Here is an 18,138-nt window from a genome sequence, read left to right as displayed (position 1 = left end):
AACCCGGCGCCGGCAACAATGCCTGCTGCACTGCGGCATCTCCACTGCCGTGGCGCTTTTACCCCCTACGCAACAGGTTTCCAATGATCCCACGCCTCTGGCCCCACGCCCTCGCCCTGCCCTGCGTCACGCTGCTGGCTGCGTGCTTCATCGCATCGCCGGCGCATGCCGCCGAACGGGACGCTCCCGCCTGCACCGCCAAGGTCGGCCCGGCCGACAACCTGCAGGGCGCCATCAACGACCTGCCCAACGACGGTTCGCCCGCCGTGCTGTGCCTGGGCGCCGGCGACTACCAGCTGCAGGGCCTGATCGCCCTGCTGCGCGACAACACCACCTTGCGCGGCGCCGGCCCCAAGACCGTCCTGCACATGCGCGACAACGTGCAGCAGCCGCTGCTGGTCGTTGGCGATTCGGTTGACCAGATCCCCGTGCGCCCGATCCAGAACGTCACCATCTCCGACATCACCTTCATCGGTGGCAAGGCCGAGAAGGAATTCATGCCCGAGCGGCCGTACCTGAGCAACAGTGCGGTGGTCGTGCGTCGGGGCATCAACGTGCGCCTGACCCGCCTGAAGGCCAGCAACTGCCGCAGCGCCTGCCTGCTGACCGAACAGCACAGCACCGACATCACCCTGGACCACAACGAAGTCTTCGGCGCGATCTGGGATGGCGTGTCGTTCAACTCCACCTCAAAGGTGAAGATGCACGACAACCACGTGCACGACAACGTTGCCGCCGGCATCACCGCCGAAGAGATCAACGACAGCGAGATCCGCGACAACATCCTGTCCAACAACGGCAGCCAGGGCGCGTACCTGTCCAACTCGCGCAACAACCTGTTCGTCGGCAACACCTTCAGCGGCAATCACGGCGCCGGCGTGTTCCTGACCTGCGCGATCCGCTTCCGTAACGCCGATGGCAGCACCCAGTGCTGGGACAACAGCGTCAGCCAGAACAACACCTTCGATGCCAACCACTTCGACAAGGATCCCTTCACCTACACCATCGGCGTGGACAAGGCGGCCAACTGCACCAGCGCCGACTTCAAGCCGAACATCTGGAAGGCCAGCAACCAGGCCACCGCCTCGGGCGTGGACCTCGATCCGCAGCGCTACGGCTACTGCGTGCGCCACGAGCCGTAAATCTTCCCTTGTTGCAAACGACCACGCCCGCCGGAGCGATCCGGCGGGCGTTTTGGTTCCCGCAACCTAGCGATGTAACGCCAGATGCGCGTGCTTACAGCGCCTGCGCGTGCACGCCGGCGATCGCGCGTCCCGACGGATCGGCCGCGTTGGCGAAGCTTGCATCCCAGGCAATCGCCGCCGGCGACGAACAGGCGATCGACTTGCCGCCCGGCACGGTCTCGGCGGCGGCCGGGGACGGAAACGCCTGCTCGAACAGCGTGCGGTAGAAGTACGCCTCCTTGGTCAGCGGCGGGTTCACCGGGAAGCGCTTGTCGGCCGCGGCCAGCTCACGATCGGTGACCTGCGCCTCGGCGTGTGCTTTCAAGCCATCGATCCAGCCGTAGCCGACGCCATCGCTGAACTGCTCCTTCTGGCGCCACAGGATCGAATCGGGCAGATAGCCTTCGAACGCCTCGCGCAGCACGGCCTTCTCGATGCGCTTCCTGCCGTCGGCACCGATGGTAATCATCTTGTGCGAGGCATCCATGCGCATGGCCACGTCCATGAACTCGCGGTCCAGGAACGGCACGCGCGGTTCCACGCCCCAGGCCATCATCGACTTGTTCGCGCGCAGGCAGTCGTAGTTGTACAGCGCGTCCAGCTTGCGGATCAGCTCCTCATGGAACTCGCGCGCGTTCGGCGCCTTGTGGAAGTACAGGTAGCCGCCAAAGATCTCGTCGCTGCCTTCGCCACTGAGCACCATCTTCACGCCCATCGCCTTGATCCGGCGCGCCAGCAGGAACATCGGCGTGGAGGCGCGGATGGTGGTCACGTCGTAGGTTTCGATGTGCTTGATGACTTCCGGCAGCGCGTCCAGGCCTTCCTCGAAGGTGTACTCGAAGCCGTGGTGCACGGTGCCCAGCGATTCACCGGCAATCGCCGCGGCGGCCAGGTCGGGCGACCCCTTCAAGCCGATGGCGAAGGAATGCAGGCGCGGCCACCAGGCTTCGGTCTTGTCGCCATCCTCGATGCGATGGCGCGCATAACGCGCGGCCACGGCGGCGACCAGCGACGAATCCAAGCCGCCGGACAGCAGCACGCCGTAGGGCACGTCGGTCATCAGCTGGCGATGCACGGCTGCTTCAAAGGCTTCGCGCAGCTCCTGCTTGGAGACTTCCACATCCTTGACCGCGTCGTAGTCGCGCCACGGACGCTTGTAGTACTGCTTCAGCTCGCCAGTGGCGGTGTCGTACCAGTGGCCCGGCGGGAACTGCGCCACATCAGCGCAATGCTCGGACAGCGACTTCATCTCCGAGGCCACGCGCAGGCGGCCTTCCTTGTCGTGGCCCCAGTACAGCGGGCACACGCCCATCGTGTCGCGCGCGATGATCGCGCGGCCACTGGCCTTGTCCCACAGCGCGAAGGCGAAGATCCCGTTGAGGCGGTTGAGGAAGGATTCGATCCCGTCTTCGCGATACAGCGCGTTGATCACCTCGCAGTCCGACCCGGTCTGGAAGGCGTAAGGCTGCTTCAGCTCGGCCTTGAGTTCGCGGTGGTTGTAGATCTCGCCGTTGACCGCCAGGGCCAGCGCGCCGTCCTCGCTCAGCAGCGGCTGCGAGCCGCCGGCCGGATCGACGATCGCCAGGCGCTCGTGCACCAGGATCGCGCCGTCGTCGACATACACGCCGCTCCAGTCCGGACCACGATGGCGCTGGCGCTGCGAGCAGTCCAGCGCCTGACGGCGCAGTGCGCCCAAATCATCGCCCGATTGCAGGCCGAAGATGCCGAAGATGGAACACATGGGAAAACTCCTGGAGATGTCTTACGAAGACGGTGACGTGGGTAAGTTGGGCTTTTTTTTCGGTCCCGGCGATGGAGGGCCGGGCTTATCGCAAAGGGATCTGCGCATGCATCAAACATAAAAAAAACCCGCATCTTCCGATGCGGGCTTTCTGGTTCCTTGGCTGTTCCGTTCTTTGCCTAGTCGCAGACCCGCATCGGCCGCGCACGATTATTCGCACGCAGATTGTTGCGGTTGTTGTTGTTCACGACATTGACGCGGCTGGACAGCATGGGGCGAACTTAACCCGGGCGTTTGCTGCAGCGCAACTGTTACGCGAGCAACCGTTGGATCAGGGCGTGGTACAGGTCCGGCAACCGCTCCAGGTCGGCCACGCGCACATGCTCGTCGATCTGGTGGATGGTGGCGTTGACCGGCCCGACCTCGATGCACTGCGCGCCCAGCGGCGCAATGAAGCGCGCGTCCGAGGTACCGCCACCGGTGCTCTCCTCCGGCGGCGCGCCGGCGAACTGGCCCAGCACCTCGCGTGCGACGCTGCGCAGCGTGCCTTCCGGCGTGTAGAACGGCTCGCCGCTGCGGTGCCACTTCAGCGCGTACTCCAGGCCGTGCCGCGCCAGCAGCGCGGTGATCTCGGTCTCCAGCTTCGGCGCGTCCCAGTGCGGGTTGTAGCGCAGATTGAACAACACCTGCAGTTCGCCCGGGATCACGTTGCTGGCGCCGGTGCCGGCATGAATGTTCGAGATCTGCAGGCTGGTCGGTGGAAAGCTCTCGTAGCCGTCATCCCAATGCCGCGCGGTCAGCTCGGCCAATGCGGGGGCGGCCTGATGGATCGGATTGCGCGCCTTGTGCGGATAGGCCACGTGGCCCTGCACGCCCTTCACGGTGAGCGTGCCGGTCAGGCTGCCACGGCGGCCGACGCGCAGCAGATCGCCCAATGTTTCGGTCGAAGACGGCTCGCCGGTGATGCACCAGTCGATGCGCTGGCCGCGTTCGCGGAACACGTTGGCGACATGGCGCACGCCATCGATGGCATCGCCTTCCTCGTCGCTGGTCACCAGCACCGCCAGCGTGCCGATGTGATCGGGATGCGCGACGACGTACTGTTCGGCCGCGACCACAAACGCGGCCACGCTGCCCTTCATGTCGGCGGTGCCGCGGCCATACAGATTGCCGTCGCGCACTTCAGGCTTGAACGGATCGCTGGTCCACGCCTCGACCGGGCCGGACGGCACCACGTCGGTATGGCCGAGCAGCACCAGCACCGGCGCGCCGCTGCCATGCGTGGCCCACAGGTTGTCGACCTCGCCGAAGCGTAGGTGTTCGCAGGCAAACCCGGCGGCCTCAAGACGCGAGGCGAGCAGCGCCTGGCAGCCGGCGTCGTCCGGCGTCACCGACGCGCGCGCGACCAGATCGACGGTCAGATCGAAGACCGCGCTATTGCACGATGCGCTCACTTCTCGATCCCGAAGCGGGCCTTGAAGCCGTTATCCGAAAAGCCCTGGCTCAACTTACCGTCGTCGGTGATCACCACCGGCCGCTTGATCAGCTGCGGATGCTCGCGCAGTAGCAGCTTCCATTCGGCATCGCTGCCGGGCGTCTTGCGGTTGTCCGGCAACTGCCGCCAGGTGGTCGAGGACTTGTTGACCAGCGCACCGAAACCGCCCGCCTTGCCGGCCCATTCCACCAGCGTCTCGGGCGTGGGCTTGTTGTCGCGGTAATCCACGAAGGCATACGCGACACCGAAGCGATCCAGCCACTTGGTGGCCTTCTTACAGGTGTCGCAGTTCTTCAGTCCGTAGAGCGTGGTGGTCATGGCAGCGTGTCTCACAAAGCGTTGGCTTGTGAGGACGCCGCGATCAGCGCAGCGGACGCGGCGCGACGCCCTCGTTGGTCATCTTCACCGGCAGGATGTGGCCCTGCGCGTCGAAGACCATGCGGTCGATGGCGACCTGCCGATGGTTGCCATCGGGGTCGCCCAGCGGGTGACGATGGTAGACGATGTACCAGGTGTCGTCGTCTCCGCGGAAGATGGAATTGTGGCCGGCGCCGGTGCCGATGGTCGGGTCCTGCTGCAGGATCTTGCCAATCCGCTTGAACGGCCCCATCGGCGAATCGCCGATCGCGTAAGCCACCGAATAATCCGGCCCGGTCCAGCCGCCTTCGGACCACATGTAGTAGTACTTGCCGTTGCGCTTGAACATCAGCGAGCCTTCGACGTATTCCGGCGCGGGCGTGATCTCCTTGAACACCGTGCCGTCGGCCATCGGTTCGACGCCGGTGAAATCGGGCTTGAGCTTGACGATGTTGGCGTGCTTCCAGCCACCGTAAATCATGTACCAGGTGCCGTCGTCGTCCTTGAACACGAACTGGTCGATCGGCTGGGCGCCGTTGTGGAACTTGTCCACCAGCGGCTTGCCCAGCAGGTCGCGATACGGCCCGTCGGGCTTGTCGGCCACGGCCACGCCGATGCCGCCGACTTCGTTGTCGCTCTGGATGTCGTTGGCGGCGAAGAAGAAGTAGTACTTGCCGCCGTTCTCCACCACGGCCGGCGCCCACAGGGCCTTCTTGGCCCAGGCAATGTCCTGGATCTTCAGGATCGCCGGATGCTTGGTCCAGGTCACCAGATCCTTTGAGGAGAACGCGTCGAAGCCGGTCTGCTGCGCGTATTTGACCGACGTGGTCGGATAGATCCAGTAGCTGTTGTCGAACACCGCGCCTTCCGGGTCGGCATACCAGCCGTCGAAGATCGGATTGCCGGACGTGGCCTTGCGGCCCGCGCCCTCACCCGCCGCCGCGCTCCACGTGCCCAGCGACATCGCTGCGGCCAGCGCCGCGCCCATCACCACCTTGCCCAATGCCATGCCCCGCTCCCGTGCCGGATTGTCGAATCCCGAGTTTAGATCGATTCAAATCGCTGGCGGGTCGAACGCGGTCACGGCCTTGCGGCGCCAGCACGACGACTGTTGCTGCTTCCTGGCGGAAAGCCCCCGGTAAAACAGCCGCCACGCCACGCACGCCGCCAAGGCCGAGCGATCGCTCCAAACAAAACGGGCCGCCCGAAGGCAGCCCGTTTGATGCATCGCAATGCAGATTCCGCTCAGTCAGCCAGGCCGCGCAGCAGGTCGTTGACGCTGGTCTTGCTGCGGGTCTTTTCGTCGACCTGCTTGACGATGACCGCCGCGTACAGCGAGTGCGAACCGTCCTTGGACGGCAGCGAACCGGACACCACCACGCTGCCCGGCGGCACGTAGCCGTAGCTGACCTCGCCGGTGGCGCGGTTGTAGATACGGGTCGACTGGCTCAGGAACACGCCCATGCCGATCACGCTGTGGTGGCCGACGATCACGCCTTCCACCACTTCCGAGCGTGCGCCGATGAAGCAATGGTCCTCGATGATCGTCGGCGAGGCTTGCAGCGGCTCCAGCACGCCGCCGATGCCGGCGCCGCCGGACAGATGGCAGTGCTTGCCAATCTGCGCGCACGAGCCGACCGTGGCCCAGGTGTCGACCATCGTGCCCTCGCCCACGTAAGCGCCGATGTTGGTGAAGCTGGGCATCAGCACCACGTCCTTGCCGAAGTACGTGCCACGGCGGGCAACCGCGCCCGGCACCACGCGCACGCCGCCGGCCTTGAACTTGGCCGCGTCGTAACCGGCAAAGCGCGCCTCGACCTTGTCCCAGAACGGCGCCGGCTCGGCCTCGACCACGGCCATGTCGTTGACGCGGAAGTACAGCAGCACGGCTTTCTTCAGCCACTCGTTGACCTGCCAGCCGCCCTCGGCCTTGGGTTCGGCCACGCGCAGCGCACCGGATTCCAGCCCGTCGATGGCCGCATACACGGCCGGGCGCACCTGGCCGGCGATCTCGTCGGCGGTGAGGTCGGCGCGACGCTCGAAGGCGTCTTCCAGGGTGGACTTGAGGGTTTGGAGTTCGACTGCGGACATGGAGCGGGGAGTTCCTGGGTGTGGGGATGAGTGGGAATCAGGCGGCGGTTTCGAGCTTGGCACGCAGCGCATCGCGCAGGGCGTCGCGCTCTTCGCCGGTCAGCGGTTCGTCGGCTTCGTCGCTGAGGTGGAACACGTCCTCGGCGCGCTCGCCGAAGGTGGCGATACGCGCATCGTGCACGCGCAGGCGCTGCAGACGCAGCACCTGGGCCAGCTGGGCCAGCAGGCCGGGCCGGTCGGGGGCGACCAGTTCCAGCACCGTGTAGCGGCCATCGAGCGTGTTGCCGAATTCGAAGCGCGGCGGAAAACGGAAATGCCGCAGCTGACGCGGCACGGTGCGCTGGGACACGCGCACCTGGTCCAGCGCGCCTTCCAGCGCCCGGCGCAGCGCGTCGCCCACCAGCGCCGGATCGGAGTTGGCGTAGCTGTCGGCCGGCAGGATCTCGAACGTATCGAAGGCCGTGCCATGCGGACCGACCAGCACGCGCGCCTGGTGGATGCCGAAGCCCAGCCTGTCCAGCGTGGCCAGGATCGCGGCGAACAGGCCGTCGCGGTCGGGCGAATGGACGAACACCTCCATCGCCACCGCGTCTTCGTCGATATGACGCACCTGGACCAGGGTCTGGCCGTGGTGCACATCCACCAGCGCACCGGCCTGCCAGGCCAGCTGCTCGGGGCGGAAGCGCATGAAGCTCTCGATCGGCATCTCGGCGAACTGGCGCGCGATGGTCTCGCCGTCGAAGCCCTGCTGCAGCATCAGCGCGTGGGTGGCATCGCGTCCTTCGGCCACGCGCTGCTCCACCGCCATCGGCTGCTCCAGGCCCTCGCGCAGCACCCGGCGCGTGGCGAAGTACAGATCGGCCAGCAGCCGGTCCTTCCACGCGTTCCACAGCTTGGGGCTGGTGCCAGCGATATCGGCGCAGGTCAGCAGGTAAAGATAGTCCAGGTGCTCGCGGTCGCCGATCAGGGTGGCGAAGCGGTGGATCACCTCCGGGTCGGCGATGTCCTGCTTCTGCGCGGTCACCGACATGCGCAGGTGCTGCTCGACCAGCCAGGTGATCAGGCTGGTATCGGAGGCGTTGAGGCCATGCGCATGGCAGAACTCGCGCGCATCGACTGCACCCAGTTCGGAGTGATCGCCGCCGCGGCCCTTGGCGATGTCATGGAACAGGCCGGCCAGCAGCAGCAGCTCCGGCTTGCGCAGGCGTGGCCAGACTTCATGGGCGATGGAGAAGCGCTCGTCGGCACGTCCCTTGGAGAACGAGGACAGATTGCGCAGCACCATCAGCGTGTGCTGATCGACCGTATACACATGGAACAGGTCGAACTGCATGCGCCCGGAGACGCGCGCGAACGCCGGCAGCCACTGGCTCAGCACCCCCAGCCGCGCCATCCGGGCCAGCGTGTCCACCGCGCGTGGTCCGCGCATCAGGGCCAGGAACTGCGCCCGCTGTTCAACCGTGGCCGCGGTATAGGCCGGCAGGTGCGGCAAGGCTTCGGCCAGCGCGCGTGCGGTCTGCGAATGCAGGCCGCTGACCTGCGGCTGCGCGGCCCAGATGGCGAACAGCGCGAACACATCGCCGATGTCCTGCGGCCACTCCACGCTGCTGGCCGCCAGGTAGTTGCGGCGCAGCTCGAACGCCTCGTCCAGCGCGCGCGGCACGGCCTCGCCTTCGAACTGCTCCTCGAAACGCTGCAACAGGCGATCGCTGATCCGGCGCACGATCGCGGCGCTGCGATAGAAGCCCTGCATCATCTGCTCGACCGCCAGGCTGCCCGGCGCATCGGCGTAACCCAGGCGGGCGGCCAGGGTCTTCTGGTAGTCGAATCGCAGGCGCTCTTCCGGCCGCCCCGCGACCAGGTGCAGGCCATAGCGCAGCCGGCCCAGCACGCGGCGTTCGCGAGCCAGCGCGATGGCTTCGTCCTGGCCCAGCTGGTCCATACCGACCAGCGCTTCCAGGTCGCGCACGCCGAAGGTGCGCAGCGCCATCCAGCCCAGCGTGTGCAGGTCGCGCAGCCCGCCCGGGCCGTCCTTGATGTCCGGTTCCAGGTTGTCGGAGGTATCGCCGAAGCGCGCGTGGCGCAGGCGCATCTCCTCGCGCTTGATCGCGAAGAACTCACGCGGCGCCCAGACCTGGTCCGGCGACACGGCTTGGGCCAGCGCCTTGATCGCCGCCTCGTCTGCGATCAGCGGCCGCGCCTCGATCAGCGCGGTCAGCACGGTCTGGTCTTCGGCTGCTTCGGTGCACTCCTGCGGCGAGCGCACGGCGTGGCTGATCTTCAGCCCGACGTCCCAGACCAGCGCCAGGCAGCGGGCCAGGGCTTCGTGGCCGCGCTGCTGGGCCGCGGAATCCCCCAGCACCAGGACGTCCACATCCGAATGCGGGAACAGCTCGCCGCGCCCGTAGCCGCCCACCGCAAACAGCGACAGGCCCACGTCCTCGGGAAAACAGCGACGCCAGGCTTCGCCCAGCAGGTGATCGACCGCGCGCGCGCGCAGCGCCAGCACGTGGTCGATCCGCTCCACATCGTCGAAGCGGCGGGAGAGCTTTTCATCGGTGGCCGCCAGCGCGGCACGTGCCTGCTGGGACCAGTCGCTGTCGCAGGCGGGATCAGCGCTCATCGGCGGCCGCTGCACGGCATCGCTGGCGGCCGCCGGCTCGCTCACAGGTCGTTGTCGTCGCCCGGCACCCGGGTCAGGATTTCGACGCCGTCGTCGGTCACGGCCACGGTGTGTTCCCACTGCGCCGAGAGCTTGCGGTCTTTGGTCACCACGGTCCAGCCATCGGGCAGCGTCTTGGTGTAGCGCGTGCCCTCGTTGATCATCGGCTCGATGGTGAAGGTCATGCCCGGCTTGAGCACCACGCCATCGCCTGGACGGCCGTAATGCAGCACCTGCGGTTCGTCGTGGTAGATCGTGCCGATGCCGTGGCCGCAGTACTCGCGCACCACGCTGAAACGCTCGGACTCGGCGAAGGTCTGGATCGCGTGGCCCACATCGCCCAGGGTTGCGCCCGGCTTGACCGCGCGGATGCCGCGGAACATGGCCTCGCGGGTGACATCGACCAGGCGCTTGGCCATCACCGATGGCGTGCCGACGAAGTACATGCGGCTGGTGTCGCCGTGCCAACCGTCCTTGATGACGGTGACGTCGATGTTGACGATGTCGCCATCCTTGAGGACCTTGCCTTCGTTCGGGATGCCGTGGCAGATCACGTTGTTGACCGACGTACAGACCGTGGCCGGATAGCCGCGATAGCCGACATTGGCCGGGATGGCGTCCTGCACCTTGACGATGTGGTCATGGCAGATGCGATCCAGCTCGGCCGTGGTCACGCCGGGCTTCACGTGCGGGGCGACGACCTGCAGCACTTCGGCGGCCAGGCGGCCTGCGACGCGCATTTTTTCCAGATCGGCGGCGGATTTCAGTTGAATGCTCATGGCCACCATTATCGCCGATTCCGGCCCAGCCTGAACGGCTCGATGTTGCAGCGCGACAGGAACGAGGTGGAAGTCTCACAGTGACGTAAAACCGTCGGATTTCCAGTGCAAAAACCCTGTTCAGGCGAAAAATCGGCCCTCCGGCGTGTCAGGGTGGCGCCTCGCCTGACATGCACTGGCACGCACCTGGCACCGTCCGGCCCGGAACTGAAACCGGCGTCCCAGATCCGCACAAAAAACCTGGTCGCAAGCCCGGCTCACACCATTTGGCATGAGAGATGCGTGAAGGACATCGCCGACACGTTCGTCGGCGGTTCGCGGTCTTGAATGACCCGGAGAAACGTCATGCGTCAGCTGCTCCCCAATGTCATCGCTGTTGCCCTGCTGGCCGCCTGCGGCGTCGCCAGCGCTGCGGACACCACCACCTTCAACGTCAAGCTCATCGTGACCAAGGCCTGCACGATCACCGCGGCTGCGGCGACCGATGTGGACTTCGGCTCGGCGGCCTCGACCGCGACGGCCAACGTCGACAACACCGGCACGTTGACGGTGCAGTGCACGCCGCTGACGCCGTACACCGTCGCCCTCAATGCGGGCTCCAACGCCGGTACCACCGGTGACGTGACCACGCGCCGGATGAAGAACACCAACGCCAGCATCACCACCAACAACTACGTTGGTTACCAGCTGTATTCCGACGTGACCCGCAGCGCCGTGTGGGGCGCCACGACCGGCACCAACACACAGGCCGGCACCGGGCTGGGCCTCAACCAGGTGTATACGGTCTACGGCCGGATCACCAACCTGGCGGGCAACAACCCCGCGACCGGTTCGTATCAGGATACTGTGACGGCGACGATCACCTATTGAGGCGCGACATGGGGAAGACCTGCGACACGCGTTCAAAGTATTGGCGGGGGCTGATGCGATGGGCGTGGGTGGCGTTGATGACGGTGCTGGGGAGCACGGCCTCCGCCGCCAGTCTGCAGGTTTCCCCCACGTCGGTGACCCTCACGCCGGCACAGAATGCCGATGCGCTGTGGCTGAGCAATACCGGCACCGCGCCGGTCAACGTCCAGCTGCGTGTCTTCCGATGGACCCAGTCCGGTGGGACTGAGTCGCTGGATGTCACCCAGGACGTGATTGCCAGCCCGCCGATGCAGACCATCGCACCGGGCGCGCGCCAACTGGTCCGGGTGATCCGCCCGGACCGCTCGCCCATCGCCGGCGAGATGACCTACCGCATCATTGTCGACGAACTGCCCAGCAGCGATCCGCAGCAGGGCTTGCAGTTCGTGCTGCGCTATTCGGTGCCGGTGTTCGTCCTGCCTTCGACGCAGGCGCCCGATGCACAGCTGCAGGCCACGGTGGTGGCCGCAGCCGACGGCGCCGCTGCCATCGAGGTCCACAACACCGGCGCGGGCCATGCCCAGCTGGCCGATCTGTCCTACGCAGCGCCCAGCGGCGAGGTTCCGGTGATCCCGGGCCTGGTGGGCTATGTACTGCCCGGACAGACCATGCGCTGGACATTGCCCGGCGCGGCGGCGCGCTATAGCGAGGTCCGTTTCTCGGCAAGGATCAATGGTGAAGCGGACAAGCGCTCACTGTCGCCCGACCTGGCGAACCGCTAGGCCCTGGCTGCTGGGGGTGTTGCTGACCGCGCCGCTGATCCAGCCTGCCGCGGCGGCGGACGATCCTGCGACTTCCGTCGATACACCGCCTGGCCCGATGTTCGACCAGGTGCTGTACCTGCAGGTCACCCTCAACCAGACCGATACCGGCCAGATCGAACGCTTCGAACTGCGCGGCGGGCGTTTGCAGACGTCGGTCCAGACGCTGCGCACGATCGGCTTCCGAATGGAAGGGCGCGCACCCGAGGAAGTCGTGTCGCTGGACGCGCTGCCGGGCGTGGCCGTGCGCTACCAGTTCGATGTGCAGCGGCTGTCCTTCGATGCACCGCTGTCGGCACTGAAGCTGGACACGGCCGTGCTCAAGCCGCAACAGGAGACCGCGCCGCAGGCCTCGTCCTCGCCTGGCGTGCTGCTCAATTACGACCTCTACGCCAACCGCGACGCCGACCAGACCAACCTGACCGCCACCACCGAGCTGCGCGTGTTCGGTATTGGCGATGGCGTGCTCAGCAACACCTCGGTGATGCGCCTCTACGAAGGCCGCGACACCGACGGATGGCGCGCCGAACCGGTCCGCCTGGACACCAACTGGCGCCTGGATCTGCCGGAAAAAGCGCTGACCCTGCAGCTGGGCGATTTCTACAGCGACGCGCTGGACTGGACACGTTCGGTGCGCATGGCCGGCATCCAGATCGGGCGCAACTACGGCCTGCAGCCTTACCGGGTGACCACGCCGCTGCCGGCGTTCCTGGGCGAAGCAGCCGTGCCTTCGCAGGTGGAGCTGTATGTCGATGGCCTGCGCCAGTACAGCGGCCAGGTCGCGGCCGGGCCGTTCCAGCTCTCCACCCTGCCCGGCATCAACGGCACCGGCAATGCGCAGGTGGTGGTGACCGATGCCTTTGGCCAGGTGCGCACGCTGAACTTCTCCTTCTATGGCACCCAACAGCTGCTGGCCAAGGGTTTGTCCGAAGGCGGACTCGGCTTCGGCGTGCTGCGCGAGGACTACGGCCTGCGCTCCTTCAGCTATGGCAGCACGCTGGTGGGCACCGGCACTTACCGCTACGGCGTCAGCGACGGCTTCACGATCGAAGGCCATGCCGAAGGCGGCGGCAACGTCAGCAATGCCGGCGCCGGCGGGCTGTGGCTGCTGGGCGGCGCCGGCCTGCTGTCGGCCTCCTACGCACACGGCCGCCAGGGTCGCGACGAAGGCGGCCAGACCGCGCTCGAATACACCTGGAACAACCGCACCTTCAACCTGGCCCTCGGCACCCAGCGCACCCACGGCCGCTATCGCGACATCGGCAGCCTGCAGGGCAGCATCCCGGTCAGCGCCAGCGACCATGTGATCTTCGGCGTCGCGGTGCCATCCTTCGGCTCGTTCAGCGCCAGCTACGTGCGCCTGACCAACGACGGTGAGCCCAGCACGCGCTACGGCGGTCTGTTCTGGTCGCAGACCTTCGGCCGCGACTGGTCGGCCAACCTGTCGGTGAACCAGAACCTGGACGATGCCGCTGACCGCAGCATCTACCTATCGGCCTCGGTGGCGCTGGACGGGCTGCGGCGCGCCTCGGTTTCGGCCCAGCGCAACGGCGACAGCAACACGCAGGTGATCGAGGCGTCCAAGGCCATCCCCGGCGACGGCGGTCCCAACGGCCTGGGCTGGCGGGTGCAGGCACGCACCGGCGACGGCGGCAGCGGCGGTCTGGCCGAGCTCGGCTGGCAGAACGACGTCGGCCGCTACGCCCTCGGCGCGGCCAACCAGGGCGGCGACACCTATGGCTATGCCAGCACCAGCGGCAGCCTGGTCTGGATGGGCGGCGGGTTGCTGGCCGCGCGCTCGATCGACAACGGCTTCGGCGTGGTCTCCACCGGCCGGCCGAACACGCCGGTGCGACTCGAAAACCGCCTGGTCGGCCAGACCAACGACGACGGCCTGCTACTGGTCACCCCGCTGCAGCCATGGCAGCGCAACCGGGTCTCGATCGACACCCTGGACCTGCCCGCCGACCAGCGCGTGGATGCGGTCGAGCGCCAGGTCACGCCGCGCGCCGGCGCCGGCTTGAAGATCCCCTTCAGCATCACCCAGGTCCGCGCCGCTACCGTGGTCCTGCGCGATGCGAGCGGCAAACCGCTGGCCGTGGGCAGCACCGTCACGCTAGTCGGTACCGATGGCCCGTCGACCGTGGTCGGTTACGACGGCGAAACCTACCTGGACACCCTGCAGCTGAAGAACCGCCTGCAGGTCACTACCCCGTCGGGCCGCTGCGTCGTGGCGTTCGACTACCCCGCTCAAGTCGCCCCCGCCCAGATTCCGCGCATCGGTCCGCTGACCTGCGCCCCGGAGATCTCACGATGAGCCGCCGCTTTCCGCTGTATTGCCTGCTCGTCGCGCTGCTGGCGCTATGGGGCTGGTCGCCCGATGCACGCGCCGCCACGGTCTGCACGGCCACCACGCCGACGGTATTGGCGTTCGGCAATGCTTCGAACACCCAGACCACCGATACCACCACCACCTTCACCGTGACCTGCGCCACCGCTGCGCTGGCCTTGCTGAGCAATACCAAGGTCACGCTGTGCGTCGGCCTGGGGCCAGGCAGCGCGAGCACGTCCATGGCGCCGCGCCAGATGCGCAGCACCGCGGGCGACATCCTCAATTACCAAGCCTATAAGGACCCGGCCCGCAGCCAGATCTGGGGGGCGCTCGGCAACGCCTCCAACAACGTGCTGGTGCTGAACTTCGACTATGCGGTGCCCTTGCTGGTCGGCGGCTCGCAGGCGCAGACCGTCACGATCTACGGGCGCATTCCTGCCAACCAAGCGTTGGCGACCGGCAGCTACAGCAGCACCTTCGCCAACGCCGACACCGTGCTGACTTATGCCGCCGACACCCCGCTGCTCGGCGCACCGGCCAACTTCCCCAGTGCCTGCAATATCGGCGGCTCCACGACCAACAACAACGCCTTTCCCTTCACCGCCAACGCCCAGGTCCCCGGCCAGTGCTACGCGTACAGCACGACCGACCTGGATTTCGGCAGCGTCGCCGGCTTCATCACCTCCAACGTCGACCAGACCTCGACCATCGGCCTGACCTGCACCCTTCGCACGGCCTGGCAGCTCGGCCTGGACAACGGCACCAATGCCTTGCTCACCCAGCGGCGCATGCGCCAGGGGGCGAGCACGCAATACGTCAATTACGAGCTGTACCGCGACGGCGCGCGCAGCAACCGCTGGGGCAACAGCCTGGACACCGACACCTTGCAGGGCACTGGCACCGGCACGGCGCAGACCGCCACGGTCTACGGCCGCGTCCTGTCCGGGCAGACCGCCAATCCCGGCAGCTACAGCGACACCATCACCGTCACCATCACCTACTGACGCGACACGGGATGACGCACAGGATGCGGCGCGGCGAAAAGTGACGCGCGGGCGAGGTCTGCCAACGATCGAACGCACGAAAACTGCGTACGAGATCCCGTTCTGCAAGGCTTTTCGGACCACCTCAAAGTTGGCACGCCCCTTGCATATCCCGGATCAGGCCAGCGCAGTCCGCGCCCGCCACTGTCCCCCGGAACTGCACCGCCATGCGCCTGACCTCTTCCCGCCGTCTGCTGCTGCTCGTCATCCTGATGGCCGCCGCCCCGCTGTTTGCCTGAACACCCTGACGCCGGCGCGATTTGCGCCGGCCAGCGCCGCGCGGCTATAATCCGCCGGCTTCGCGAGGCCATCAGGCCCGCAAGACCGCCCACGCCGGGCGTCACCGGCGAATACACACCTGCAGCCACAGCCCGTGCCGGGGTGCCTTCGCAAGAAGGTTCGGCCACGGACGCTGCAGGGAGGCCCAACCCCGGAACCATCAGTACCGCATCCAATTGCGCGGTCGGTTCCACTGCCTTGGAGTTTTGCAATGTCCCAGATCACCATGCGCCAGATGCTGGAAGCCGGCGTCCACTTCGGCCACCAGACCCGCTACTGGAACCCGAAGATGGCCCCGTACATCTTCGGTGCCCGCGGCAAGATCCACATCATCAACCTGGAAAAGACCCTGCCGCTGTTCGTTGACGCGATGAACTTCATCAGCGCCATCGCCCAGAAGCGCGGCACCGTCCTGTTCATCGGCACCAAGCGCAGCGCCCGCGATTCCATCAAGGAAGAAGCCGAGCGTTGCAACATGCCGTACATGACCCAGCGTTGGCTGGGCGGCACCCTGACCAACTTCGCCACGGTGAAGAAGTCCGTTGCCCGCCTGAAGGAGCTGGAAGCCGCTGAAACCGACGGCACCTTCGAGAAGCTGGTCAAGCACGAAGTGCTGGGCCTGCGCCGCGAGCGCGAGAAGCTGCTGGCCTCGCTGGGCGGCATCAAGGAAATGAACCGTCTGCCCGACGCCCTGTTCGTCATCGACATCGGCCACGAAGACATCGCCATCAAGGAAGCCAAGAAGCTCGGCATCCCGGTGATCGCCGTGGTTGACTCCAACTACGATCCGGCCCTGGTCGACTACGCCATCCCGGGCAACGACGACGCCATCCGCGCCGTGCAGCTGTACGCCCGCGCCGCCGCCGACGCCGTGCTGGAAGGCAAGGCCGCTTCGCCGAACAACGCCACCGTGCGCGAAGAAGAGTTCAGCGAAGGCAACGCCGAAGCCAAGCCGGCCCGTCGCGGCCGCAAGAACGACGAAGCCGCCGCCTAAGGCGTCATCGCCGTGCAATGCCGACGCGCCATGTTCGCGCGTCGGCCCCAGCGGCGGGCACTAGTCCCGCCGTTGTCGCTTGGAATGGCGCGTAGCGCCTTCCCAACCAATACCCAAAACTGAGGTCATCACCGTGGAAATCACTGCTTCCCTGGTCAAGGAACTGCGCGAGCGCACTGGCGCCGGCATGATGGAGTGCAAGAAGGCACTCACCGAAAGCAACGGCGACATCAACGCGGCGGCTGAAGCCCTGCGCAAGTCCGGCGCCGCCAAGGCCGACAAGAAGGCCGACCGCGTGGCCGCCGAAGGCCGCGTGGCCATCGCCCAGGGCACCGGCAGCGCCGTGCTGGTCGAGGTCAACTCCGAGACCGACTTCGTCGCCAATGACGTCAACTTCAAGGCGTTCGTCGATGCCGTGGCCGCCGCTGCCCTGGCCGCCGGCGCCGCCGACGTGGAAGCCCTGAAGACCGCCAAGCTGGCCTCGGGCGAAACCGTCGAGGAAGCCCGCGCCACCGCCATCCAGAAGCTGGGCGAGAACATCCAGGTCCGTCGCCTGGCCTGGGCCAAGAGCGCAGGCACCGTCGGCGCCTACGTGCACACCAACGGCAAGATCGGCGTGCTGGTCGAGATGACCGGCGGCAGCGCCGAGCTCGCCAATGGCCTGGCCATGCACATCGCCGCGATGAACCCGCCCTACAACAAGCCCGCCGACGTGCCGGCTGATTTTGTCGCCAAGGAAAAGGAAATCGAGCTGGCCAAGATGTCCGAGAAGGACAAGGCCAAGCCCGCCGAGATCCTGGAGAAGATCATCTCCGGCAAGATCAACAAGATCGTCAGCGAAGTGACCCTGTACGGCCAGGAATACGTCCTGGACGGCGACAAGCGCACCGTCGAAGCCGTGGCCAAGGCCGCTGGCGCCGACGTGACCGGCTTCCAGCGTCTGGTGGTCGGCGAAGGCATCGAGAAGGTGGTGGAAGACTACGCCGCCGAAGTCGCCAAGGCGATGCAGGTCTGATCCTGCCCGCTGCAGCGTGACACCGGAAAAGCCGCGGGAAACCGCGGCTTTTTCCTTATCCAGCCCACGCAACTTTCAACAGGAGACACGCATGTTCAACCACATCATGGTCGGTGCGAACGACATCGAGCGCGCCAACGCGTTCTACGACGCGGTGCTGGCCACGCTGGGCGTCGGCGCGCCGCTGCGCAACGTCGCCGGCACCGGTCACGTCCGCCTGTTCTACCGCCACGACGGCAACACCTTTTGCGTCAGCCAGCCGATCAACGGCGAGCCGGCCAGCAGCGCCAATGGCGGCACGGTCGGCTTCAAGTGCAGCTCGCCCGAGCAGGCGCTGGCCTTCCACGATGCGGCCATCGCCGCCGGCGGCACCTCGATCGAGAACGCCCCGGGCTGGCGCGAAAGCAGCCTGGGCCGCGCTTACATCGCCTACGTGCGCGACCCGGACGGCAACAAGCTGTGCGCGCTGCATCGACCGGCCTGAGCCTGCACGGGC

General features: G+C 66.6%; 15 protein-coding genes. 8 read left to right on the top strand and 7 right to left on the bottom strand.

Translation table 11 applies throughout. The annotated features are described in order from the left end of the window. Positions 1–83 precede the first annotated feature (83 nt). Complete coding sequence (locus BMZ17_RS12845; protein ID WP_093138955.1) at positions 84–1,142, top strand: right-handed parallel beta-helix repeat-containing protein; 1,059 nt, start codon at positions 84–86, stop codon at positions 1,140–1,142. Positions 1,143–1,236: 94 nt separating this feature from the next. On the opposite strand, the gene asnB is transcribed toward BMZ17_RS12845, so the two are convergent. The 7 genes from asnB to map all read right to left on the bottom strand — a co-directional run bounded on the left by asnB (position 1,237) and on the right by map (position 10,309). Further along, a complete protein-coding gene (gene asnB / locus BMZ17_RS12840; RefSeq protein ID WP_093138954.1) occupies positions 1,237–2,925 on the bottom strand; it encodes an asparagine synthase B in 1,689 nt (562 codons plus the stop codon). Between the two features lie 311 nt (positions 2,926–3,236). Beyond that, positions 3,237–4,379 carry a succinyl-diaminopimelate desuccinylase gene (gene dapE, locus BMZ17_RS12835; RefSeq protein ID WP_093138953.1) on the bottom strand — a complete coding sequence of 381 codons (1,143 nt, stop codon included), beginning with the start codon at positions 4,377–4,379 and terminating at the stop codon, positions 3,237–3,239. Continuing rightward, the gene (locus BMZ17_RS12830; protein WP_093138952.1) at positions 4,376–4,738 is read right to left on the bottom strand and encodes a Spx/MgsR family RNA polymerase-binding regulatory protein; all 363 of its coding nucleotides are present in this window, start codon (positions 4,736–4,738) and stop codon (positions 4,376–4,378) included. Before BMZ17_RS12830 ends, dapE begins: the two co-directional genes overlap by 4 nt. A 43-nt stretch (positions 4,739–4,781) precedes the next feature. Next, complete coding sequence (locus tag BMZ17_RS12825) at positions 4,782–5,786, bottom strand: glycoside hydrolase family 43 protein (protein ID WP_093138951.1); 1,005 nt, start codon at positions 5,784–5,786, stop codon at positions 4,782–4,784. Positions 5,787–6,022: 236 nt separating this feature from the next. Beyond that, positions 6,023–6,868 carry a 2,3,4,5-tetrahydropyridine-2,6-dicarboxylate N-succinyltransferase gene (dapD, locus tag BMZ17_RS12820; protein ID WP_254775293.1) on the bottom strand — a complete coding sequence of 282 codons (846 nt, stop codon included), beginning with the start codon at positions 6,866–6,868 and terminating at the stop codon, positions 6,023–6,025. Positions 6,869–6,905: 37 nt separating this feature from the next. Next, complete coding sequence (gene glnD / locus BMZ17_RS12815) at positions 6,906–9,491, bottom strand: [protein-PII] uridylyltransferase (RefSeq protein WP_093139724.1); 2,586 nt, start codon at positions 9,489–9,491, stop codon at positions 6,906–6,908. Positions 9,492–9,532: 41 nt separating this feature from the next. Next, positions 9,533–10,309, bottom strand: a complete 777-nt coding sequence (map, locus tag BMZ17_RS12810) for a type I methionyl aminopeptidase (protein WP_093139722.1) — start codon at positions 10,307–10,309, stop codon at positions 9,533–9,535. A gap of 345 nt (positions 10,310–10,654) precedes the next feature. Here map and BMZ17_RS12805 point away from each other — a divergent pair, with 345 nt between their 5' ends. The 7 genes from BMZ17_RS12805 to BMZ17_RS12775 all read left to right on the top strand — a co-directional run bounded on the left by BMZ17_RS12805 (position 10,655) and on the right by BMZ17_RS12775 (position 18,126). Beyond that, positions 10,655–11,179, top strand: a complete 525-nt coding sequence (locus BMZ17_RS12805) for a Csu type fimbrial protein (RefSeq protein ID WP_093138949.1) — start codon at positions 10,655–10,657, stop codon at positions 11,177–11,179. Between the two features lie 53 nt (positions 11,180–11,232). Next, the gene (locus BMZ17_RS12800) at positions 11,233–11,940 is read left to right on the top strand and encodes a fimbrial biogenesis chaperone (protein ID WP_093138948.1); all 708 of its coding nucleotides are present in this window, start codon (positions 11,233–11,235) and stop codon (positions 11,938–11,940) included. A 10-nt stretch (positions 11,941–11,950) separates the two neighbouring features. Beyond that, positions 11,951–14,296, top strand: coding sequence for a fimbria/pilus outer membrane usher protein (locus BMZ17_RS12795; protein ID WP_175485617.1), 2,346 nt, complete (start codon positions 11,951–11,953; stop codon positions 14,294–14,296). Beyond that, positions 14,293–15,315, top strand: coding sequence for a Csu type fimbrial protein (locus tag BMZ17_RS12790; protein WP_093138946.1), 1,023 nt, complete (start codon positions 14,293–14,295; stop codon positions 15,313–15,315). The genes BMZ17_RS12795 and BMZ17_RS12790 overlap by 4 nt, the downstream gene beginning before the upstream one ends. Positions 15,316–15,844: 529 nt before the next feature. After that, the gene (rpsB, locus tag BMZ17_RS12785; protein WP_093138945.1) at positions 15,845–16,627 is read left to right on the top strand and encodes a 30S ribosomal protein S2; all 783 of its coding nucleotides are present in this window, start codon (positions 15,845–15,847) and stop codon (positions 16,625–16,627) included. Positions 16,628–16,760: 133 nt separating this feature from the next. Next, the gene (tsf, locus tag BMZ17_RS12780; RefSeq protein ID WP_093138944.1) at positions 16,761–17,642 is read left to right on the top strand and encodes a translation elongation factor Ts; all 882 of its coding nucleotides are present in this window, start codon (positions 16,761–16,763) and stop codon (positions 17,640–17,642) included. A 91-nt stretch (positions 17,643–17,733) separates the two neighbouring features. Then, entirely contained in the window at positions 17,734–18,126 is a 393-nt protein-coding gene (locus BMZ17_RS12775; protein ID WP_093138943.1) for a VOC family protein, read from the top strand. Positions 18,127–18,138 lie beyond the last annotated feature (12 nt).

The sequence above is a fragment of the Pseudoxanthomonas sp. GM95 genome, assembly GCF_900109775.1.
GTDB lineage: Bacteria > Pseudomonadota > Gammaproteobacteria > Xanthomonadales > Xanthomonadaceae > Pseudoxanthomonas_A.
This window is presented reverse-complemented; position numbering and strand designations above follow the sequence as displayed.